The 21,602-nt window shown below is 45.9% G+C and carries 17 protein-coding genes; 10 read left to right on the forward strand and 7 right to left on the reverse strand.

Annotated features, from left to right (window positions below):
- The first annotated feature begins 137 nt into the window (after positions 1-137).
- Positions 138-1,649, forward strand: a complete 1,512-nt coding sequence (gene rlmD, locus ACH0AB_RS00935) for a 23S rRNA (uracil(1939)-C(5))-methyltransferase RlmD (protein ID WP_406876809.1) — start codon at positions 138-140, stop codon at positions 1,647-1,649.
- Here rlmD and ACH0AB_RS00940 read toward each other — a convergent pair.
- Positions 1,646-2,830 (reverse strand): DUF1615 family protein, encoded by a 1,185-nt coding sequence (locus tag ACH0AB_RS00940; protein ID WP_406876827.1) that lies wholly within the window; start codon positions 2,828-2,830, stop codon positions 1,646-1,648. The genes rlmD and ACH0AB_RS00940 overlap by 4 nt on opposite strands.
- Positions 2,831-3,380: 550 nt before the next feature.
- Here ACH0AB_RS00940 and ACH0AB_RS00945 point away from each other — a divergent pair.
- From ACH0AB_RS00945 to ACH0AB_RS00960, 4 genes are all read left to right on the forward strand, one after another.
- Positions 3,381-5,798 (forward strand): RelA/SpoT family protein, encoded by a 2,418-nt coding sequence (locus ACH0AB_RS00945; RefSeq protein ID WP_406876810.1) that lies wholly within the window; start codon positions 3,381-3,383, stop codon positions 5,796-5,798.
- 26 nt (positions 5,799-5,824) lie between these two features.
- Entirely contained in the window at positions 5,825-6,715 is an 891-nt protein-coding gene (mutM, locus tag ACH0AB_RS00950; protein ID WP_406876811.1) for a bifunctional DNA-formamidopyrimidine glycosylase/DNA-(apurinic or apyrimidinic site) lyase, read from the forward strand.
- A gap of 234 nt (positions 6,716-6,949) precedes the next feature.
- Positions 6,950-7,360 (forward strand): hypothetical protein, encoded by a 411-nt coding sequence (locus tag ACH0AB_RS00955; RefSeq protein ID WP_406876812.1) that lies wholly within the window; start codon positions 6,950-6,952, stop codon positions 7,358-7,360.
- Positions 7,361-7,592: 232 nt separating this feature from the next.
- Positions 7,593-8,492 (forward strand): alpha/beta hydrolase family protein, encoded by a 900-nt coding sequence (locus ACH0AB_RS00960; protein WP_406876813.1) that lies wholly within the window; start codon positions 7,593-7,595, stop codon positions 8,490-8,492.
- A 33-nt stretch (positions 8,493-8,525) separates the two neighbouring features.
- Here the strand turns inward: ACH0AB_RS00960 and ACH0AB_RS00965 are convergent, their stop codons facing one another.
- From ACH0AB_RS00965 to ACH0AB_RS00980, 4 genes are all read right to left on the reverse strand, one after another.
- Entirely contained in the window at positions 8,526-9,257 is a 732-nt protein-coding gene (locus ACH0AB_RS00965; protein WP_313379085.1) for an RluA family pseudouridine synthase, read from the reverse strand.
- A gap of 147 nt (positions 9,258-9,404) precedes the next feature.
- Positions 9,405-10,730 (reverse strand): glutamate-1-semialdehyde 2,1-aminomutase, encoded by a 1,326-nt coding sequence (gene hemL, locus ACH0AB_RS00970; RefSeq protein WP_406876814.1) that lies wholly within the window; start codon positions 10,728-10,730, stop codon positions 9,405-9,407.
- Positions 10,731-11,043: 313 nt separating this feature from the next.
- A complete protein-coding gene (gene ppk2, locus ACH0AB_RS00975; RefSeq protein ID WP_406876828.1) occupies positions 11,044-11,970 on the reverse strand; it encodes a polyphosphate kinase 2 in 927 nt (308 codons plus the stop codon).
- Positions 11,971-12,552: 582 nt separating this feature from the next.
- Positions 12,553-12,864, reverse strand: a complete 312-nt coding sequence (locus ACH0AB_RS00980) for a YqfO family protein (protein WP_406876815.1) — start codon at positions 12,862-12,864, stop codon at positions 12,553-12,555.
- A 219-nt stretch (positions 12,865-13,083) separates the two neighbouring features.
- On the opposite strand from ACH0AB_RS00980, the gene ACH0AB_RS00985 reads away from it, so the two are divergent.
- Together ACH0AB_RS00985 and ACH0AB_RS00990 are read left to right on the forward strand one after the other, a co-directional pair.
- Positions 13,084-13,518, forward strand: coding sequence for a YeeE/YedE family protein (locus ACH0AB_RS00985; RefSeq protein ID WP_406876817.1), 435 nt, complete (start codon positions 13,084-13,086; stop codon positions 13,516-13,518).
- A gap of 23 nt (positions 13,519-13,541) precedes the next feature.
- Positions 13,542-13,970 (forward strand): DUF6691 family protein, encoded by a 429-nt coding sequence (locus tag ACH0AB_RS00990; RefSeq protein WP_406876818.1) that lies wholly within the window; start codon positions 13,542-13,544, stop codon positions 13,968-13,970.
- Positions 13,971-13,978: 8 nt separating this feature from the next.
- Here ACH0AB_RS00990 and ACH0AB_RS00995 read toward each other — a convergent pair whose 3' ends face one another.
- A complete protein-coding gene (locus ACH0AB_RS00995) occupies positions 13,979-14,641 on the reverse strand; it encodes a TetR/AcrR family transcriptional regulator (protein ID WP_406876819.1) in 663 nt (220 codons plus the stop codon).
- Positions 14,642-14,877: 236 nt separating this feature from the next.
- Here ACH0AB_RS00995 and ACH0AB_RS01000 point away from each other — a divergent pair, with 236 nt between their 5' ends.
- Together ACH0AB_RS01000 and ACH0AB_RS01005 are read left to right on the forward strand one after the other, a co-directional pair.
- A complete protein-coding gene (locus ACH0AB_RS01000; protein ID WP_406876820.1) occupies positions 14,878-16,605 on the forward strand; it encodes a GMC oxidoreductase in 1,728 nt (575 codons plus the stop codon).
- A 46-nt stretch (positions 16,606-16,651) separates the two neighbouring features.
- On the forward strand, positions 16,652-18,094 hold the full coding sequence (locus ACH0AB_RS01005) for a coniferyl aldehyde dehydrogenase (RefSeq protein ID WP_406876821.1): 1,443 nt from the start codon (positions 16,652-16,654) through the stop codon (positions 18,092-18,094).
- A 139-nt stretch (positions 18,095-18,233) separates the two neighbouring features.
- Here the strand turns inward: ACH0AB_RS01005 and ACH0AB_RS01010 are convergent, their stop codons facing one another.
- Positions 18,234-19,478 carry an oxygenase MpaB family protein gene (locus tag ACH0AB_RS01010; RefSeq protein WP_406876822.1) on the reverse strand — a complete coding sequence of 415 codons (1,245 nt, stop codon included), beginning with the start codon at positions 19,476-19,478 and terminating at the stop codon, positions 18,234-18,236.
- Positions 19,479-19,825: 347 nt separating this feature from the next.
- On the opposite strand from ACH0AB_RS01010, the gene ACH0AB_RS01015 reads away from it, so the two are divergent.
- Positions 19,826-21,478 carry an MFS transporter gene (locus ACH0AB_RS01015; RefSeq protein WP_406876823.1) on the forward strand — a complete coding sequence of 551 codons (1,653 nt, stop codon included), beginning with the start codon at positions 19,826-19,828 and terminating at the stop codon, positions 21,476-21,478.
- The last annotated feature ends 124 nt before the right edge of the window (positions 21,479-21,602 follow it).

Here is a 21,602-nt window from a genome sequence, read left to right on the forward strand (position 1 = left end):
TCTTTGGGTTTGCTAATAAAGTAAAGTCAGGTATTGATATAAAAAAAATCCATTTTAAGCTATCATAACCGCAAAATTTTGATGAATTTTGTAATAAATATTTACACTGACCCTCGATTAAATAGGTTTTTTAATAAATGTCAAACGCTACCGCTGACCAAACGTCGTCTTCGCAACTCACCAAAAACCCAAGCAAAAAAATCAAACCCACCGCGCGGGTGCGTAAACGGTTGCAAGACGCCCCACCCGTGACCCTAACAGTGACCAACCTTGCCCATGACGGACGTGGTGTGGCAACTTACGGTGACCAACCCGACCATCACCTCGATAAGCATGGCAAAAAAGTATTCGTCAGCTTTGCGCTGCCCAACGAGACCGTGAGCGTCAAAATCACAGGCTCACGTAAAAGTATGGAAGAAGGTGACGCGGTCGAAGTGTTGGCAAACCCAAACCCTGACCGCACGACCCCGCCTTGCCCGCATTTTGGGGTGTGTGGTGGCTGTAGCTTACAGCACTGGCAACCCGAGGGGCAGATTCAATTTAAGCAATCGGTATTGGCAGAGCTGCTCGAACACCAAGCCCATATCCAGCCTGAATACTGGCTTCCCCCATTGGTGGCTGACCGTTTGGGCTACCGCACCAAGGCACGTATGGGCGTGCGCTATGTCGAGAAAAAAGGCACGGCATTGGTTGGTTTTCGTGAGCGCGCCAGCAATTTTTTGGCAAATTTAAACGAATGCCATGTGCTTGACCCGCGTGTCGGCTTTGAAATTGAACCGCTAAAAGCGCTTATCAGTTCGCTTGACGCCCGTGACCATATTCCACAGCTTGAGTTAGCGATGGGTGAAACACTTGATGATGTTATCGATAGCAAAAAATCCATCGCCGTCATTGTCCGTCACATGGTGGATTTAGGTGAGCATGATATCGCAAAACTGCAAGCTTTTTTTGCTGAGCGTAACTGGCAGTTATTTTTACAGCCCAAAGGTAGCGACACGGTACATCGTATTGACCCATTATATGAAAATAATGCCCATGCGCGCCCATCAAGCCTGACCGTACCACCGACGGGCGGTTTGTTTTATCGTTTGCCCGAGTTTGATGTGACGTTTGAATTCTCGCCACTGGATTTTACCCAAGTCAATTTGTCAGTCAATCGTAAAATGACCAAGCTGGCAATTGATTTGTTAGATTTGCAGCCAGGCGAGCGAGTGCTTGATTTGTTTTGCGGTTTGGGCAATTTTAGTCTGCCACTGGCGCGTCAAGTGGGTGAAACCGGCTTTGTGATTGGAGTGGAAGGTAGCAGTGAGATGACCGAACGCGCCAAAATGAATGCCACCGCCAACGGCTTGCACCATACCGACTTTTTTGCCCAAGATTTGACTAAAGATTTTTCTGCTGAGCCTTGGGTTGGGCAAGTCGATGCGCTGCTGATTGACCCACCCCGCTCAGGCGCCTTAGAAGTGATGCAGTATCTGGATAAATTCAATGCCAAACGCATTGTGTATGTGTCGTGCAATCCGATTACGCTTGCCCGCGATACCGCCGTGCTGCTTGACAAAGGCTACAAGCTCACCCATGCTGGGGTGATGGATATGTTCTGCCATACAGGACATGTGGAAAGTATTGCACGCTTTGAGAAACGCTAAAATTTAGCTTTATTCATACAATTTAAATAGCGTACGTTGACTTTGTCGGCGTACCATTTGGTATTGTAGTCACGGCTGAGTTTTGCGCCAGAGATGACCACCTGTGGCATGATGGCGGCAGGGGCATTTTTGCCAGTTTTCATTTTGTAAAGACTACCGATGGTGCGATAGGTTTCGGTATTTTCAAAATCTTGGCTTTTTTCTTTTGCCAAGTCCATACGCACTTGTCGCTCTGTTAGGCTAATCATGCCTTGTTGTATCATTGATATCAGCGCCTGCTCACTTTGGCTGATATTGGCACTGATTTTATTGCCTTTTTCATAAATCAATAAATCGCCATCATAGTCTATTTCGGCTTTGGATAACTCTTTTAGCATTTTTTGGAAAGCCGCATTACGGCTTGAATACATCCCTGAGTTGTAGTCAGCGAAGCGATAAATCGGGTCTTGATAATTGGCTTTATACAGTAACAAGCGATGGATACCATAGTACAATCCGCCATATTGGCTATATAGGTCTTTACGCAGTTCAAGGTTATTGCCATTCATACGGCGATGGTCACGCGCATAACTTACTTGCACCTGCATTGAGCCTAACGTGGTAATCGGGTCTAATTTTTCTTCGATATCCCCGCCCACCAATTTGGTGACGCTGTTCAGCTTGCTGGCATAATATTTGCTTGAAAAATACGCAAACATCTGATGATAAATGTCGTCAAGTTCTTCTTCGGTTTTGACTTTAGCGATTTGTTTTTCAAAGCTGTTATCGGGCGTAGGCTCAGTTTTTAGCATGGTGCGAAAATATGGGGCAAGCGTTGAGCCCAATTTTTCTTCCAACTCCTCATTCATCGCTTTTAGGCTTGATTGCCCCAAATTTGCGACGGGCGGATTGGCTTTAAAATTAGACTCTTGGTCGATAATGGCGACAGCGGTACAAATATTTTGCGCGTTTTTTTCTATTTTTAAGGTGTCAAAAATTTGGTTGATGTCTTGTGCCCAGCTTTTGCTATCTTGTCCACGTTTGGGCATCAGTTTGGCAATTTGTGTGGCACCAATGGGCGAGTTAGCGTCAGTTTGGGTTTGAAAATACTCACACCCTGTCAACCCAAGCGATAAAGTCAGCGTTATCGCCAACATTGACAGGGTTTTACCAAAGTTCGCAAGGCTTTCTGAGCGGGTCATGGTAAAATCTGACGCTATAGTAGTCGCATTTGTAACAAAATGAGATGGTAATTTCATTAAACTCACCTATACTGAACAAGATAGTTTATCTTAATTTGGATTGAGATTCACTCAAATCGCTGATTTTGTCGCTGCCTAACACTCATTTGAGTGGTACAAAAATTTTATCGACGGGTTGACTTGCAATTGTTTGCTAATAGACACATCTTAATAAAATTAACACATGAGTAAGCGTAATAAAGTTAGTGTTAAATGGCTAAACATGGGCAACCCTAAAACGGTTAAGATATATAAAGTGGCTATGGCATTTACTTTATTTTAACCTTTAACATTTATTTCGAGGGTTAACACGCCCAAAACCAACGCACTATCATAGCTAAAACGCGCTGCTATAGCGACTACTCTGTCATATTTTATTATTGCTAGCGCAGTATCAAATCAAACTTAATCACACAAAAATTCACAGGGAAAGTGAGTTGATAATTTTAAATGAACAAGGTTAGTTTTTTTGCTCTTTGAGGAAATCTGGTAAGTAAGGTGTAGAATTGACATGGTAAAAATACGAGAAAGTTTGCCGCTCTTGGATGGAAAAGACGTTGATCATGATAGTACCACGATGATTGCGAGTATCACTGCCAGCCAGCGTCATTTCACCCATACTGACTTGCCCATTCTCTCTGAGCCTGCCAGTCACATCATCGATGAGCATACCATTGATACCGAAGCTTGGCTGGCATCGATGGCAAAACGCGCTCATCTCACTGAGCTGCCTGAGCTGACCAAAGCCTGTCAACTACTCAAAAATCAAGATTTAAGTACCGAAAGCAACCGCTCTAATGCGTTTTTGACTGGGATTGGGATTGCGGATATTTTGGGTTATCTGTACCAAGATGAAGATACACTCGTTGCTGCGATGTTATACCGTGCTGCGCGTATCCAAATTTTTACCCCCAAACAAATCCAAGCCACCTTTGGCGATGAAGTCGCAGAGCTGGTTAAAGAAACCCTAGCGCTGGGGCGACTGTCCGATTTGATAGAGAACAACAAGCGCTTAGAAGACCACTTTAACAACAACCAGCGCGAGCAGTTATCGGGCATTTATAACATGCTCATCTCAATGACCAACGATGTGCGCGTGGTGTTAATCAAATTGGCTGAGCGTACTTTTGCGATGCGAGAGCTGTCGTATGCTAGTCCTGAGCGTCAGCAACGGGTCGCCCGTGAGGTCATGACAATCTACGCGCCGCTAGCGCATCGTATGGGTATTGCCCAGCTTAAATGGGAGCTTGAGGACTTATCGTTTCGTTATCTTGCGCCTGACCGCTACAAAGAAATCGCCAAATTACTCTCTGAAAAACGTAGCGAGCGCGAAACCTATATCGACCGTGTTGCCCAACAACTGCGCGAGGCGTTAGCTGCACAAGGGATTGACGGGGAAATCACCGGTCGTGTCAAACACATCTATTCGATTTATCGTAAGATGAAACTCAAATCATTGTCGTTTGACCAGTTATATGACATCCGCGCACTGCGGGTACTGGTGCATAACAACGCCGATTGTTATCACGTATTGGGGCTGGTGCATGGTTTATGGCGCTATATCCCCGAACAGTTTGATGACTATATCACCAACCCAAAAACCAATGGCTATCGCTCGCTACATACCGCCGTGATTGCCGAGAACAAATCGCTGGAAGTACAAATTCGTACCTTTGACATGCACTATGAAGCTGAACTTGGCATGTGTGCACACGTCAACTACAAAGAAGGCACCAAAAACAAAAAAGACGACTATCTGACCAAAAAAATAAGCTCACTGCGTCAGTTATTGCTCAATCAAGAAAATGCTGACAATCATGACCCCTTAAAATTTGTATTAGATAAACATGTTGAGCATGAGCATGGCGAGCTCGATGAAGAAGAACAAGTCGTTGATTTTGGTGAATTTGAGCGGATTTATGTGTTTAGTCGTGATGGCGATATCATCGAATTGCCCAAAGGCTCAACCGTACTTGATTTTGCTTATCATGTGCATACCCATGTCGGTAATCGCGCCCAAGCCGCTCGCGTCAACAAACGCTATGTACCGCTCACCTATCAGCTCAAAACAGGCGAACAAGTTGAGATTATTACCAAGCAATCACGCGAACCAAACCGTGATTGGCTAGTGGCATCCTTAGGTTATATCAATACCAGTCGCGCTCGCAGCAAACTGCGCCAATGGTTTAATAAGCAAGACCGTGATAAAAATATCGAAACAGGTAAGCACATACTAACCAAAGAATTGGCGCGCATGTCGGTACACCCTAACAGTATCGATTTAAATGATTACGTCAAATTTTTTAATGCCAAAAACAGTGATGATATTTTGGTAGGGCTAGTCAATGGCAACGTTGAATTGCATAATTTGACCGGTCATATCAGTCGTCATCTAGATTTAGAACCCGAAGTCACTGATACTGAGCTTATCCCCAGTATTCACCCCAAAGCCACAGGCAAGCTAGATGCGTATAAAATCGAAGTCGATGGCTTGGATAACATTGCTATTCACTTGGCAAATTGCTGCTCGCCCGTGCAAGGTGAGTCAATTGCAGGGTATATCACCCAGTCCAATGGCGTATCCGTCCACCGCAGTGATTGCGTCGAATACGAGCGACTGGTGGAGCGTGAGCCTGAACGCGCCATTAGTGCCGCTTGGTATGGCAATAAAGGCAAAAGCCAATTGGTACAAATATACCTTGAATCGTATGACAGACGTGGCTTGCTCAAAGATCTTACCCAAATCATCGACCAAGAAAATGTCAATATCCGCCAAGTCGACACCCTAAGCGGGGATGATGATATCGCGCGGTTGAATTTTACCATAGAAGTGACGGGGTTAAGTCAGTTGTCTAAGCTGCTCGCAAAACTAGAGCAGCAACATGGTATTATTTTGGCGCGTCGTATCGTCAATAACAACAAGTCTTAATGCTTTAAATAGGAGTCACACGGCATATGCCAGAATTGCCCGAAGTGCAGACGACAGCGACGAGTCTGCAACCTTTGCTCAATCAAACCGTTGAAAAAGTCAGCGTCTTTCAGCCCAAATTGCGCTGGGCGGTGCCTGATGACTTGGTGAGTTTGGTAGATTATCAACTTATCGACATTGAGCGCCGAGCCAAATATCTGATTCTCACCTTTAAAGGCGCCGCGGCGCAAAAAAAACTGCTCATCCACTTGGGGATGTCGGGTAGCTTACAGCAGCATCCTGTGGGGTTTGACAAGCGTAAACACGATCACGTGATTTTGACATTTAATAATGGTAAAAAACTCACCCAACTGCATTATCATGATCCACGGTGGTTTGGCATGTTACTGTGGCTGGATGACTATGAAGACAAGCTGATTACGCATTTGGGGGTGGAGCCGTTGTCAGACGATTTTAGCGCTGACTATCTATATCACCATATCCACAATCGCAAAAAACCGATTGAGCGCCCCATCAAATCGGTGATTATGGCGCAAGAGATTGTGGTCGGTGTGGGCAATATCTATGCAACCGAAAGCCTATTTTTATCAAAAATTCATCCGTTGACCCCTGCTCATCTTATCAGCCACGAACAGCTCATCACCTTGGTCGCCCATATTCGACAAGTCCTACAAACATCGATTGAAAAAGGCGGCTCAACGTTAAAAGATTTTACCGTAGCGGATGGAAAAACGGGATATTTTCAGCAGACGTTACTGGTGTATGGGCATAAAGGCGGTGATTGTCCGAGCTGTGGCACTACCATCGAAAATGTCAAAATCAATCAGCGGGCGAGCACGTTCTGTCCCACTTGCCAGCCGCTGATAACCCACAAAAAAACAGTGAAAAACCCCCTCAAAAAACTGCTTAAGAAATAACCGCTCTCCATTAACGTAAAAAAACCTGCGGCAAAGACAATTTTACTTGATAATTCTTGGCAAAATTGATGTAATGTTCCTGAACTATTCAGCAACAACCTAGCAAAACTTGTTAGGTACAACCTGTCAGTCAACCCCAGTTATTTGGTTATCTAGTTGCCTAATTAATTATTTAGTTAGTTAGTTAGCTAGTTACCTCGTTAATAGTGGCTTGCTGCCAGTTAGGAACCTGCTATGAAACTATTAAATACGATTGCGTCAGCCGTAGCCTTGATGGTTGCAACGACGACTTGCAGCTTTGCCGCTACTGAAATTGATGAAAAAGATTTTGGTCCAACCTATGGCTCCATGGTCGCTGATACCATTGTGGGTAAGCCATTGGGCGCATTGGCAGTGGTGGGCGGCGTGATGACGGCGATTGCCAGTATGCCATTTACCATCTATAACGATGAAATCGATCAGGTAGAACGCAAGCTGATTCTTGAGCCACTGGCGGCACTCGATCGCTGCTTGGGCTGTACCCCTGCTGAAGACCAATATTTTCGCTCACAGCGCCCTAATAATAACCAAGTGCGCGTCACCGTTGATGGACCTTCTGAGATTTTAATCAACACCAACCAAAAAGTTGTCGTTAAAACCCCTTAGCTTTTTCGTCAACGATTCAAACAAGCAATTAGCCGCCGCTGATTGCTTTTTTTATGACTGTTATGTTCATGATAACTTTTTTGCACCCATAAATTGTTTGCTATAGTCGCTTTTAAACGAGTCTGCTCATCATTTGTCAACATTTGGCTGAGTGCTTGTATAAAAAGCGCTCGTATAAAAAGCGCTCGTATAAGCTTGTATAAAAAGTTGATTGCCAAGGAAGATAACCGTCATGTCGAACCTAAATCTAAAAACACCGTCACAACTCACCTCAACCTCTACGCAGCAAACCATTCAAATAGCCACCAAACACCCTGCCACACTGGCGGCGACTGTGTTTCGACCCGATACGGTTAAAGCCGCCGTGATGATTGCGCCCGCAACAGGTATCAAACGCCAGTTTTATCAAAATTTTGCGCAGTATTTAATGGAGCATGGCTATGGCGTCATTAGCTATGACAATGAAGATATTGGCGAGTCGATGCAAGGCGACCTCAAGCACTCTAATGCGTCATTGATTAGTTGGGGACGCTACGATATGACTGCGGTGCTTGATAGGCTGATTCAAGAGTTTCCCAACACCACCTATCATCTGGTCGGTCATAGCGCGGGCGGTCAATTATTTGGTTTAATGCCCAATCATCACAAGTTCACATCCGTGTTTAACGTTGCCTGTTCGTCGGGGCAAATCCGCAATATGGCGATGCCATATCGTGCCAAAGCCATGTGGTTTATGGATGTATTTATTCCCTTGTCCAATGTGTTGTTTGGCTATACCCAATCAAGCAAGATTGGCATGGGCGAAGACTTGCCCAAAAACGTCGCCAAACAGTGGCGAGATTGGTGCAATGGCGCAGGCTATATCAAAACCGCCTTCGGTAAAACAGTGAAAACCCACTATTACAATGAGGTTAACTTGCCTGCTATGTGGGTGAATGCACCCGATGATGATATCGCAAATGATAAGAATGTCGCCGATATGATTCGGGTGTTTCCCAACATGCAAGCCACCACCCAAACGCTACAACCCAAAGATTATGGCTTACAGCATATCGGTCATATGAAGTTTTTTAGCCGACAAAACCAGCTACTTTGGCAGCAAACCCTTGATTGGTTACACCAACATGGGTAATTAACAAAGTTAGCTTGTTAAATTCCCACGCGGTTAAAACGGCACGGGGCTTTCCCATTCCATCCACACACCCGTATTGGGATGCTTTAAACGCAATTTGCGCGCATGTAAGCAAAGCCTAGGCGATAAATCAAACGCTTGACCGTCTAATACATCTTGCGCGTAGATGGGGTCGCCAAGCATCACATGCCCGATATGCAGCATATGCACGCGTAGTTGATGACTGCGCCCTGTGACAGGATACAAGGCGACACGGCTAACTGCCTTACCCTCACGCAGTTCGTGGTGCAAGGTTTCATATTTCGTATAGGCGCGTTTATCCCAATTCATATCGACGATATGCTTGGGTTTTTGTGGTGGGTCGTAGCGCACGGGCACATCGATTTCGCCTTGCTGCGGCGGCGTTCCCCAGACCAGCGCTTGGTATTCTTTGCTAGGAATACGGTCGATAAATTGTTTGCTGATATGGCTTTGCGCCTCGTTGTGACGCGCAAAAATAATAATCCCTGAGGTGTCCATATCAAGTCTGTGAATAAGTTTGACGTTGGGGTCGGCTTTGAGCAAACGAGATTGCAAGCTTACTTTGAGTTCTTTACCATCCACGGATAACAGCCCATGTGGTTTATCAATCACCCAAATGTCGTCATCGCGATAGAGGGTGACAGCTTTGGCAAAGTCGTCAAAGAATGACTGCGGCTGCTGACTTTCTTCAAGATTACGCTGTGCAATGGATGCTGGGGTTAACGCTTGGGGGAGTTGTCGCATGGGTGGTTTTTATTCTCTAAAATCTATTTGAACGAAAATTGATAGTATTTAAATCACTATTCGCGCTTTGACCTTTGGCAAACTTTGCCAAAGGCAACTGTCCAAACGCAATTAAAAATCCTTTGGCAAATTTTTTATGTGCAACCGTTATGCTTTCGCCATTATCGCAAAGACTTCTTTTGCCGCTTGCAAGGTCGCATCCAAGTCTTCTTGCGAATGCTCACTACTTATAAAGGCTGCCTCAAAGGCGGATGGCGCAAGATACACACCGCGATCGAGCATACCGTGGAAGAAGATCGCAAATTTTTGCGCATCGCATTGGCACACCTCTTCAAAGTTTTGTGGTAGCTGGTTGTCAAAAGCGCCATCAGTAAAAAACATCCCAAACATACCGCCACAGCGCGTGGTTTTAAAGCCAATACCCGCATCCTTCGCCAACTGTTCAAGATTATCAGTCAAGTAAACGACTTTTTCACTTAATGCGTCATAAAAACCCTCAGCCGTGAGCAAATCAAACATGGCAATACCGGCACGCATCGCCAGTGGATTGCCTGATAAGGTGCCTGCTTGGTACACACCGCCTAACGGCGCGATACATTCCATAATCTCACGTTTACCACCAAACGCCCCGACTGGCAGACCTGCACCGATGATTTTACCAAACGTGGTCAAATCTGGTGTGATACCAAAATGGGCTTGCGCTGACTGTAAGCCAACCCTAAACCCAGTCATTACTTCATCGAAAACTAGCACAGCGCCATGTTCGGTACACTCGGCACGCAAGGTATCGTGAAATTCTTGCGTGGGTACAATCATGTTCATGTTGCCGGCGATAGGCTCGACAATTACACAAGCGATGTCATTGCCAAATTGCGCAAAGCAGTCCTTAATGGCTTGCGGGTCATTGTAACGAATGGTGATAGTATGTTTGGCAAAATCTGCAGGGACACCTTTTGAGCTTGGTTCACCGATATCTAACATGCCTGAACCCGCTTTGACCAGCAGACTGTCGCTATGACCGTGATAACAACCTTCAAATTTGACAATTTTGTCGCGCCCTGTATAGCCCCGTGCTAGACGAATCGCAGACATGGTGGCTTCAGTACCTGAGCTGGTCATACGGATTAATTCAACACTCGGAATCAATTCGCAGATTTTGTCCGCCACCGTGGTCTCAAAGGTGGTGGGGGCACCAAAGCTTAACCCGTCATCTGCCGCATTTTTGACCGCTTCGATAATATGGGGGTGCGCATGACCCAAAATCATCGGTCCCCATGAGCCCACATAATCTATATAGGGTTTGCCTTCGGTATCATACATTTTGCTGCCACGGGCACGGCTGATAAACACAGGCGTACCCCCCACGCCTGCAAACGCCCGCACAGGTGAATTTACACCGCCAGGGATATGGGCTTTGGCTTGTCTAAACAGTAATTGGTTGGTTGTCGAGTTGTTTGAGTTATTTGAATTCATGGGACGCTCAGCTAGATAAATTTTTGCCTATTTTAACAAAATTCGGGGGTATTGAATACGCTTGCCGCCTATCTTGAATTTAGCTGGCTTGAATTTGGCTGGCTTGACTTTGGCTGACGAAAAATAGGGGCTCGTTGATAAAAAAATGTGATTTTGGCTTTTTTGATATGTCCCTATCTTTTGGCAGTAATGGTTTGGCAGCAATGGTAGCCACCTACTTGCTGCTATCTTTATATTTAAAAACCCCAATGCCATGCACTGGGGTTATTGTGTTGTTGTTTTGCGGTTTTTGACCCATTATTTTACTGGGCAATTATTTGTGGGCTTTAAACGAGATATTGGGTACTGCCAATTCGTTATATTCGCCTTTTTCATATAAAGCCCCGGCACGACCCACAATCAAGGGGTCAACTGTCCCCACGACTTTAGGGTCTTTATTGTCGTAAGGTAGTTTGCTTAATACATAGCGCATCGCATTCAAACGCGCGCGTTTTTTATCGGTTGACTTGATGACAATCCAAGGCGATTCTGCACTGTCGGTGTTAAAGAACATGGTTTCTTTGGCAAGGGTGTAATCATCCCATTTGTCGAGTGATGCTTTGTCAATGGGTGAGAGTTTCCATTGTTTGAGCGGATGGGCTTCACGCTCGGCAAAACGGCGGCGCTGCTCTTCACGACTGACTGAGAACCAAAATTTGATTAAATGAATACCTGAGCTAATCAGATGTTTTTCAAACTCTGGGACTTGGCGCATAAAGTCATTGTATTGTTCTTCGGTACAAAAACCCATGACACGCTCGACACCAGCACGGTTATACCATGAACGGTCAAATAGCACGATTTCGCCGTTGGTCGGTAGGTGCTGGACATAACGCTGGAAGTACCATTGACCGGCTTCTTGCTCGGTGGGTTTTTCCAGGGCAACGACTTTGGCACCGCGCGGGTTTAAGTGTTCCATAAAGCGTTTGATGGTACCGCCCTTACCTGCGGCATCACGACCTTCAAAGATGATGACGATTTTTTGCCCGCTATCTTTGACCCATTTTTGCAGTTTTAATAGTTCAACTTGTAGCTCGTATTTTTGGGCTTCATAGTTTTTGCGTGACATACGGTTTTTGTAGGGATAACCGCCTTCACGCCAGTTGTCCGCCAATTCGTCGTCTTTATTGATTTTGCTTTGCACACTAGTGGTTTGGCTACCAAATAATTTTTTGACTTCGTTGATTTCATCATTGGACATGCCATTGATCAGCGCTTGCAAGTGCTCTGCCATTTTCTCGACATTGCCTGTGGTTAGGTCTTTATTCATGATGCTTTCGATGGCGCGTTTTTTGGCATTGGCTTTTTCACTCACCCCTGCTTGCTGCGACTGCTCAAGCAACACTGTAGGGTCGGTCTCATAAGGTTGGTCAATGCGCTCGGTCGCTGGTGTTTTAGTACTGCGGCGCGCTGGGGTGTTGGTAGATAAGGTCTTTGTAGCTAGGGTCTTGGTAGGCTGCGACTTTTGGGGCTTCGCTTTATCCGTTTTGGCATTGTCAGTTTTGGTACTGTCAGTTTTGGCGCTATTTACCGCTGTACTATTGGGGGGATTTGCCATGTCTCACTCCTTAAATTCAATGGTCGGTTGATGGGTCGAAATAAAGTGTAACAAATTATTTACTATTGACTATAGACCATTTAAAACCAAGCCACAATCGCTTTTTGCCCTATATTCTGGTCATACTTTTCACTTGTCGTCGAGCCAAAAAAGGCGTTTAATAACCTTAGGCATGTAAGTAGATAGGTAAGCGAATCAGTCATCGGGTGAGGATAAACTGGATGACTAAATATCTTCAAGCTTTAGCACATCATAAGCGGGGGTTTCATACGGGTGTGCCTGTTTTAACGCTTGCACTACCGCTTTGATGCGCTCATCTGCAACCACCATCTCGACTCGCCATTCTTCGATTGTTTGTAATTGATTGGTGGTACCAATAAAGGCTTGATTGCCTACCAATGGCATAAACTGTCCTGTACCCAATACCTGCCAACAGCAATACTGATAATTGCCAATCTGCCCTGCCCCTGCGTCAAACAAGGCTTGCTTTACAGCCTCTAGATAATCGGTCGGTATATATGTGGTGAGTTTATACATTGGTTGCCTTATTAAACTGTTAAGCCGTTAAGCCCTATCATCATGGTTTTGTATTTGTTTTAATCTAGCTTTAATCTAACATAGTTTTTTTGCAAAAAGCGCGTTGGTCGTCGGTTTTTCGTTGATTATTCTCCTGTTTTAAAAAAATTTACCCTTAAACGCGCTATATATTATACAATATTGTATAATATATATTATTGTGAAATGCTTAGGTGGCGTATGTTGTTATTTTCTATTGCAGATTATAGTCATCCATTGGTGGGTGGCGTGTTGATTGGGCTTTCTGCGGTTATGCTGTGGTGGAGTATTGCCAAGATTGCTGGCATCAGTGGCATTGTCGCCAGTCTTTGGCAGCCAAACTCACCCGATTTTGCTTGGCAATTGGCGTTTTTTGTGGGCTTGCTAGTATCGCCTTGGGTGGTTGGTCGGTTATTTGGTTTGCCAACCATTGAGGTAACCTCATCGCCTTGGCTGTATATTATCGCAGGTTTGCTAGTGGGTATTGGTACGCGGATGGGCTCAGGGTGTACCAGTGGTCATGGTATCTGTGGCAATGCGCGCTTTTCACCCCGTTCACTGCTGGCCACCATTACCTTTATGTCCGCAGGGTTTGTGACGGTGTTTATCGGTCGTCATTTGTTGTCATTGATTTAATTGAGACGTTAGGGGGATATATCATGCGAAAAGAAATTGTGTTATTGATCAGTGCTATCTGTGGGTTGGTCTTTGGTACGGGTTTGATTGTCAGTGATATGGCAAACCCAAAAACCGTGCAAAGCTTTCTTGACCTTGCAGGTGAGTGGAATCCTGAATTGATGTTTGTGATGGTTGGCGCGCTCATTGTCGCCACCATCGGTTTTAACTTAAGTCGCTTAAAAAAGACCAGTCTATCGGGTGCGCCGTTTCCACCGATTCGCCGCGGTATTGATATGCGCTTGGCGAGTGGGTCGATGATATTTGGTGTCGGTTGGGGCATCGCTGGTATCTGCCCTGCCCCTGCGGTGGTTCTCATGGGCATGGGCATCTGGCAAGGGGTAGTGTTTTTTGTCGCCATGCTAGTGGGTATGGGAATAGTGATAGCGTTTGATAAAACCCAATCAGCTTAGTCATCAGTTTAGTCATCAGCAGGATGAAATAACCGATAAAACCCGCCCGCCATGAGCCAGCTTGCTAGTTGCTGTGGCGTTTCTGTTTGCCCTTGCCGCACCCAATGAATATAGGTGTGATACAGCATTCCTGAGGCAAATACCAGATTGTACTCCCCGCTTTTATCCTGATGTGGCGCGGTCATAGCTTGGCAAGTCAATGACTGCTTTTTGCGGTATTCGACAAAAATTTTGCTATTAAGTAGCGTATCTAAAATCAGCCCTTCAAAGCCTTGATTGAGCAAAATCTTGGTTGATAACTCAAACTTGCTTAGATAGTCAAACACTTGTCGCAAAAACGCATAAAACTCGGACTCGCTTGCCGCCGTCAAGTCGATAAAAGGAAAATCATGCTCAATCTGCGCCAAATAGTCTTTGAGTAGCGCAAGTTTGCTATCGTAATTGCGGTAATACCCCATGCGACTCACGCCCGCCTTTTGGGTCAGCTCGGTGACGCTGATATCAGCAAATGGGGTGGATTCCATAAATTTGAGCAGCGCTATAGCGAGCGAACGTCTGACCACGGTGTTGGCATTACCCATGATATGCGCCTGCTGTCCAAAATCACTCAAACTCGACTCAATACTCGTACCTGTGGGCGATGGAAGCGGTGTGAAGGTTGGCTTTGGCACGCGTTAATCCTTTCAACTCAATCCTTTACTTAATTTATCAAAACAAAACGAACCCAAATGTCACAGTTGCAGCAGCCTGCTGAAAAATTAGTATATCCTAATCAGGTAGCTGGTTGAACTGTTTAGCGGTAAACCGCTGTTATACAAAGACAGATATAGCCAAAAAGTCACTGCAAAGTAGTCCGCGGCAGGTCAGCTATAAGGACAACTATTAAGGACAATAAGGAAAGCGATACATGGAAGGTCAATCATTTGATACGGATTTTTTGGTCATAGGCTCAGGCTTTGGCGGTAGCGTCTCGGCGATGCGACTGACCGAAAAAGGCTATCGCGTGATTATCGCCGAGCAAGGCAAGCATATTTCTCCCGAGACCATGCCCAAAACCGTGCGCGATATCAAGCAGTTTTTGTGGTTGCCTGCGCTCAAATACAAAGGTTTTTTTTCGCTTCAGCTATTTAAGCATGTCATGGTGTTGCATGGTAACGCAGTGGGCGGTGGCTCAATCACTTATGCCAACACCTTATTACAGCCAGAAGACAAAATTTGGCAACAAGGTAGCTGGGCAGGGCTTCACGATTGGCAAGCGGTGATGCCACAACATTATGAGACCGCCAAACGCATGCTAGGCGTGAGCCAAAACAAAAAAATCGGCAACGCAGATTTGATGCTACAAAAAATGGCAAACCTGAGTGGCTTGGGCGATAGTTTTTATCTCACCGATGTGGGTGCCTACTTTAGTGAACAGGATAAGTATGCTCACCCTGCTGTCAATGGTGACCCGTATTTTGGCGGCGCAGGTCCTAAGCGCAGTCCTTGTATAGGCTGTGGTGGCTGTATGGTGGGCTGCCGTTATGGCGCCAAAAATACCCTAGATAAAAACTACCTGTATTTTGCCCAAAAAAATGGCGCTACCCTGCTCGCTGAAACCAAAGTCACGGATATAGTACCGATAGCTGATGCTAGCAAATCGCCAAGCGACCCTGCCTATCAAAACGGTTCGCAAGGCTATCGGGTGACGCTGCAATCGGCGGATAAAGGGGAGTATCAAATCACCACCCAACAAATTGTACTGTCAGCCGCCAGCCTCGGTAGTCAAAAACTGCTGTTTGAGCAGCGCCATAAAGGCAATATGCCCCATATTTCCCCTTATCTGGGCAAGCGTATCTATACCAATGCTGAGTCCTTGCTAGGCGTACGATTTTTGGATGAGCAACATGGCGCCATGAGCGATGGCGTGGCTATCGGCTCTGGGGTTTATTTGGGCGATGGCACACACATTGAGGCGACACGTTATCCTGAAGGTTTTAATATTGCCTCCTTTTTGGCGACGTTAAGCAATTATAAAAACGGCAAAAAAATGTCGCTACTGGCTTGGTTATGGTGTCTTATAGCGCAGTTTATCGTCAAGCCCCGTCAGGCGTGGCGTGCATTTCGACCGCATAATATGGCAAAACAAAGCCTTATCTTGCTATGTATGCAAAGCACGCCCTATGAGCTTGAAATGCGCTATCAAAAAAGCCCGTGGTGGCGGGCTTGGTTGGGTAGTCGCTACCAGATGCAAACCTATGGGCCTGCCATCCCTGCCTTTATCCCCGAAGCAAGCGCGTTTGCCGAGCAGATGGCAACCCAAATGGGGGGAGTCGGTTATGGCGTGTTGTCGGAAGTATTTTTGAACATCCCAACCACCGCGCATTGTATGGGTGGGATTTCGCTGGGTAATTCTGCAGCAGATGGCGTGGTCGATAAGTACCACCGATTGTTTAATTATCAAGGGTTTTATGTCTGCGATGGCAGCAATATCTCGACCAACTTGGGCGTCAACCCAAGTCTCACCATAACGGCGTTGACAGAGCATGCCATGAGCCATATTCCGCACAAATCAACCCAGTCACCGTACCCTGCGGATACCACCAGGCAAAACGTGACGCTCGTTCAAAAAGATGCTAGCAAGATACCGGCTTAACTGCTATGTTGAGTTAAAATTTAACTAAATGATTGGAATAATACACATGACACCTCAAGACAACTCAGATGCAACTAATTCGGATGCAACTATCAATACCATGCAGCAGCAGTTCGACATCATGCGAACGGCTAGCCGTCAAGACCAATATGTTGATTGGTCAATTCGTAGTGCGCGGCTAAAAAAATTAGAACAGCTGGTGATGGACAACCAAAGCGAGATTATCACCGCTATTCATGCCGACTTTGGACAACGCCCAGCGGCTGAAACCACCATGCTTGAACTATTCCCAACGCTTGAAGCCATTCGTTATACACAAAAGCACGGCAAGGCTTGGTCTGCCAAACAGCCCGTCAAAACTGGGATTTGGTTTTTGCCCGCTCGCAGCTATATCCAGCCGCAGCCGTTAGGACTCGTAGGCATTATCGCACCTTGGAATTATCCGTTGTATTTGGTGATTGCGCCACTGGCTGCCGCATTGGTGGCAGGCAATCGTGCGATGCTCAAAGTCTCAGAAGCATCGCCGAACTTTGAGCGGTGGCTGGCTAATGCGTTACCCAAGTATTTTGCCGCAGACGAAGTGACTTTGATTACAGGGGATGTCGAAGTCGCGCAAGCCTTTAGCCGCTTACCGTTTGACCATTTGTTTTTTACTGGCTCTACCGCAGTGGGCAAACATATCATGAAAGCCGCTGCACACAATTTGACCCCTGTCACCCTTGAGCTAGGCGGCAAATCTCCTGTCGTGGTGACACCGAGCGCTGATGTAGCAAAAACTGTCAACCGCGTATGGACAGGCAAAACCATGAACGCAGGGCAAACCTGTATTGCGCCTGATTATGTGTTGATGCAGGCGGATAAAAAACACGCCTTTATAGAACAATCAACCGCATGGCTTGACGCCCACTACCCCAATCTCGCAGACAACCCTGACTATAGCTTTGTCATCAACACCAAACAAGCCAGCCGCGTGCAAGGTTATCTCGATGAAGCCAAACAGCGCGGTGCCACCATCATTCCACTGACCGATTATGAAGTGAATATCGAGACTGGATTTTTCCCACCGATGATTGTCACCGATTTACCAAGCGATGCTAAACTGCTGACAGAGGAGATTTTTGCCCCTGTATTGCCACTGGTGTCTTACCAAGACTTGACGCAGGCAGTGGCGTATGTGAATGAGCGTGACCGCCCACTGGCGCTGTATGTGTTTGGCGAGGACAAAGCCGACACCGACTACGTGCTCGCCCATACGGTGAGTGGCGGCGCGTGTATTAACGAAACGATTTTTCACATTGCCCAGCAAAATCTGCCGTTTGGCGGTGTCGGGGCATCGGGGATGGGGCGTTACCACGGCAAATATAGCTTTGACACCTTCTCTCATCCAAAAGCGGTGTTTAAACAAAGTCACCTTAACTTCGCGCATTTGCTTCAACCACCGTATGGCAAGACCTTTTGGAACATGATGAAGGTGATTTTAAAAGCCTAGTGATTGCAATGCTTAGAGAAGCTTGTATGGATAACATTGCCTAGATAACCCAGCATAGACGACCTTGCCTAGATAACCTTTACTGTCGCTCTTGTAAATTAGTAACGTCGTATGTGCTAGTTGATTGGTATGTGCTAGCTCATTGGTAATAGTTGTCGTGCTTTTTGAGCCACCAGTTCATATTATCTTGGCGTTTGGCGCGAAATTGCTCCAATCTTTTGGCAATAGCCGCATTGTGTGCTCGCGCCGTATCAAGCCCAAACACAATCGGCACACTAACAAGCACGCCATAGCGCCATTTTGGGCTAGGCAGTCCCAAGCCATCGCCAATATCATCACCCACTAAAGTCCGTGTGACACTGGCATTGACGCGCTCAACCAGCTGTCCACGTCTGTTATCCTCACCCATAATTTGCGAGGGTAAATCATGCAGCGCTTTGGCGAGAGGTTTACCAAATTCAAAATCTAATTGCTGGGTTGCCAAATAGCTATAAAGCCATGCCCACGCCTCGGTTTCATCTTCAGGAATCCGCGCCAGCTCAATCCCCATCCACCAACTTGCCAGTTGCCATAAGTGCATGATGCCTTGGGACTCTTCGGTGCTGATTCTTGCCCCCAGTAATTTTAGTCCGCGCATAATGAGCAGCGAAAACTGCAAGTGGGTTGCCACCATATCGGTTTGGTTAATGGGTACCCCCCAGTAGCCACTGTCCCAATCATGACTGCATAATTGTTGTCTTACCAGACCGTGTATCTGGCGCACTTGCAGACTTTGTCGCCAGCCTTCTGTGCCAATTGCCAATGGGGGTTGCTGGTTGCGGCTAATCGCTGGGTACTCAGACACTGCCAAAATATACGCATAGGTTCGCATCAGCCTCGGCAATGCATCATGCACTAACGCCCCTGTTTTGATGAGTGGCAATGAGAGCGCAGGGATACTATACCCTGCCATTAGCGCCACATTACGCAGTAACCAAATCAGCATCAACGGATAGCGCCGATAGGCGATTGCGCCAATCTCGGCAAGCTTGGCATCATACCAACTCGGATATTGGCAAAACTGCTGATACAGCGCCTCAAACGCGGGCTGTTGCAATAACGCTTTGGCTGCCGATACATTACTTGTTTGCGCTATCCCTTGCTCATGCAAAATCAATTGCTGCAGGGGTTTGGAGAATTTGATACCGCTGGATAACAGCACATCGACAGGCTGATCTGCGACACCATACCCCTGCTGCATCTGTTGCAATAAATCCTTTGACACCTCAAAATCACGGGGCAATAAAAATCGTTTGATACGCTGCAACACTTGTAAATCAGCATGGTGGTCAATGTCAGTATTGCGCCCCAGCGTCGGCAAATCGGTTTGATAAAGCGGGTTCATAGCAGTGATGAATCAGTGATGAATGAATAGATAGCCTAGCGCATTTTGACAACTAAAAAATACTTATGTGCCAAAAAAAAATCGAATTTTTTTGTTTAAAAATGTTAGACCTTAATCGACTGGGTGTATTTACTGACTGGATAAATTTAATTGTAGCTTGCCTGATGGGCTTCAATGACCTGTGGAATAATGATTGATTGAATAATGACAGGTTGGGTAATGATGGCTAACATAGCGCTAGTCCATTTCACATTTATAGAACTATTTTGTCGCTGACGCTAAGCCTATTTTTGATTACACTATAGCCAACCTCTCTTGTCTTAACAGTATCAAAATCGAGCTACCCTTTGAAATCACCTAGAATCTTAGAAACACCACCCAATTGGACCGAAGATGAAAAACCCGCGTTACCCGGTTCCCCGCCGAGTATTGCTCACTCTCGATCAAAAAGCATTGTGTACTTTGTCATCGGCGTTTTTATTGCAATTTGTGGTGGCTTGGGCAATGGCATTATTACCGCCAATTTACCGCAAATCCAAGGCGAATATGCACTGACACCCTCACAAGTGGCTTGGATACCTGCTGTGTATGTGATGGCAAATGTCAGCGCCAACCTGCTGCTATTTAAAGCGCGTCAACAATTTGGATTACGCTGGTTTTCTGAAATATCCCTGCTGATGTTTATGCTGGTGATGTTTATTCATATATTTGTGCAAAACTATCCGATGGCTTTACTGGTGAGGGCGATAGGAGGCTTTGTCGCGGCGCCGTTATCCTCACTCGGGCTTTATTATGTGATGCAAGCCTTTTCCAGTAAGTATCGCCTGCAAGGTTTGTATATTGGCTTTGGGGTCAGTGCGCTGGCGATTCCGTTGGCTTGGATAATCTCCCCTTATTTGGTCAATGTGAACGACTGGACTCGGCTTTACACCTTTGAGTTTGGTTTGGCGCTGTGTTGTTTTGCGATGGTGGTCGCCGTCAAGTTGCCACGAAGTTTACGTATCGAAGTGTATGAAAAGAAAGACATTCTCACCTTTTTGTTATTGGCGCCCGGTTTTGGGTTGCTGTGTGGGGTGTTGGTACAAGGGCCTATTTTATGGTGGGAAAACTCACCGTTATTGGCGTATATGCTCATTGGTGCTTTGGCGCTGTTGATGTCAGGCTTTTTCTTTGAGCATTACCGCAAAAATCCTTTGATTATGACCCGCTGGCTGGGGAGTTTTGCGTTATTGCGTTTTGTAGTAGGCGCTTTTTTACTGCGTTTGATTATGTCTGAGCAAAGTTATGCGGTGGTGAATTTTTTAAAATCCCAAGGTCTCATGTCCGACCAGTTTGTGGGTTTTTATACGGTCATATTTTTTGGTATGTTGGCAGGTTTGATAGTCAGCGCCCTGACCTTTTCACGCGATCATTTGATTCCGCCGATGGTGGTGGCGACTTTGCTCGTAGCGGTTGCCAGTGTGTATGATGCCAATATGCTCACCAGTGACGTGCGACCCCAAAATTTTTATCTCAGTCAATTTGCAGTCGCGTTTGCAGGCTCACTGTTTATGGGTCCATTGGTATTGATGGGATTTGGGCTGACGCTGCGACAAAGCGTTAATCATGTCATCACCTTTATCATATTGTTTGGTGCGACCCAAAACTTTGGCGGGCTGGTAGGCTCGGCTTTTTATAGCACCCTGCAACAGCAGCGCACCCAGTATCATAAACAAAGTATTTTACAGCAAATGCAATCGACAGATGCCACAGTAACCCAGCGGCTTCAACAATACCAAGCAGGGTTTAAACCCGTCATCACCGACAACAATTTATCGCAGCAACAAGCCCAACAATCCCTCAACCAAATTGTTACGCGAGAAGCGCAGATTAAAGCGTATGGCGATATCATTACTGTGAACAGTTACATTGCCACGTTTTTATTTGCTTGGGGTATGATTAATATCGCCCGCAAAAAATACATTGAAAATCGGCAAAAAGTAGCAATTAAGCAAACATAGACTGGATATGCTAGAGAGTCTAACAAGGCGACCTAATTAGATAACTGTTTTTAGATAACTGAAGTTACGCAGCCCTTTAAAAAAGCGCTATCATAACAAAAAAAGCAGTCAGCGAGAGTAAACA

Origin of the sequence: Moraxella sp. 179-F 1C4 NHS, assembly GCF_045370505.1 — a bacterium.
Taxonomy (GTDB): domain Bacteria; phylum Pseudomonadota; class Gammaproteobacteria; order Pseudomonadales; family Moraxellaceae; genus Faucicola; species Faucicola tetraodonis.

Bases quoted from the DNA above. Each gene is read 5' to 3' on its own strand.
- rlmD (WP_406876809.1), top strand. From the start codon at position 138: ATGTCAAACGCTACCGCTGACCAAACGTCGTCTTCGCAACTCACCAAA.
- ACH0AB_RS00940 (WP_406876827.1), bottom strand. From the start codon at position 2,830: ATGACCCGCTCAGAAAGCCTTGCGAACTTTGGTAAAACCCTGTCAATG.
- ACH0AB_RS00945 (WP_406876810.1), top strand. From the start codon at position 3,381: ATGGTAAAAATACGAGAAAGTTTGCCGCTCTTGGATGGAAAAGACGTT.
- mutM (WP_406876811.1), top strand. From the start codon at position 5,825: ATGCCAGAATTGCCCGAAGTGCAGACGACAGCGACGAGTCTGCAACCT.
- ACH0AB_RS00955 (WP_406876812.1), top strand. From the start codon at position 6,950: ATGAAACTATTAAATACGATTGCGTCAGCCGTAGCCTTGATGGTTGCA.
- ACH0AB_RS00960 (WP_406876813.1), top strand. From the start codon at position 7,593: ATGTCGAACCTAAATCTAAAAACACCGTCACAACTCACCTCAACCTCT.
- ACH0AB_RS00965 (WP_313379085.1), bottom strand. From the start codon at position 9,257: ATGCGACAACTCCCCCAAGCGTTAACCCCAGCATCCATTGCACAGCGT.
- hemL (WP_406876814.1), bottom strand. From the start codon at position 10,730: ATGAATTCAAATAACTCAAACAACTCGACAACCAACCAATTACTGTTT.
- ppk2 (WP_406876828.1), bottom strand. From the start codon at position 11,970: ATGTCCAATGATGAAATCAACGAAGTCAAAAAATTATTTGGTAGCCAA.
- ACH0AB_RS00980 (WP_406876815.1), bottom strand. From the start codon at position 12,864: ATGTATAAACTCACCACATATATACCGACCGATTATCTAGAGGCTGTA.
- ACH0AB_RS00985 (WP_406876817.1), top strand. From the start codon at position 13,084: ATGTTGTTATTTTCTATTGCAGATTATAGTCATCCATTGGTGGGTGGC.
- ACH0AB_RS00990 (WP_406876818.1), top strand. From the start codon at position 13,542: ATGCGAAAAGAAATTGTGTTATTGATCAGTGCTATCTGTGGGTTGGTC.
- ACH0AB_RS01000 (WP_406876820.1), top strand. From the start codon at position 14,878: ATGGAAGGTCAATCATTTGATACGGATTTTTTGGTCATAGGCTCAGGC.
- ACH0AB_RS01005 (WP_406876821.1), top strand. From the start codon at position 16,652: ATGACACCTCAAGACAACTCAGATGCAACTAATTCGGATGCAACTATC.
- ACH0AB_RS01010 (WP_406876822.1), bottom strand. From the start codon at position 19,478: ATGAACCCGCTTTATCAAACCGATTTGCCGACGCTGGGGCGCAATACT.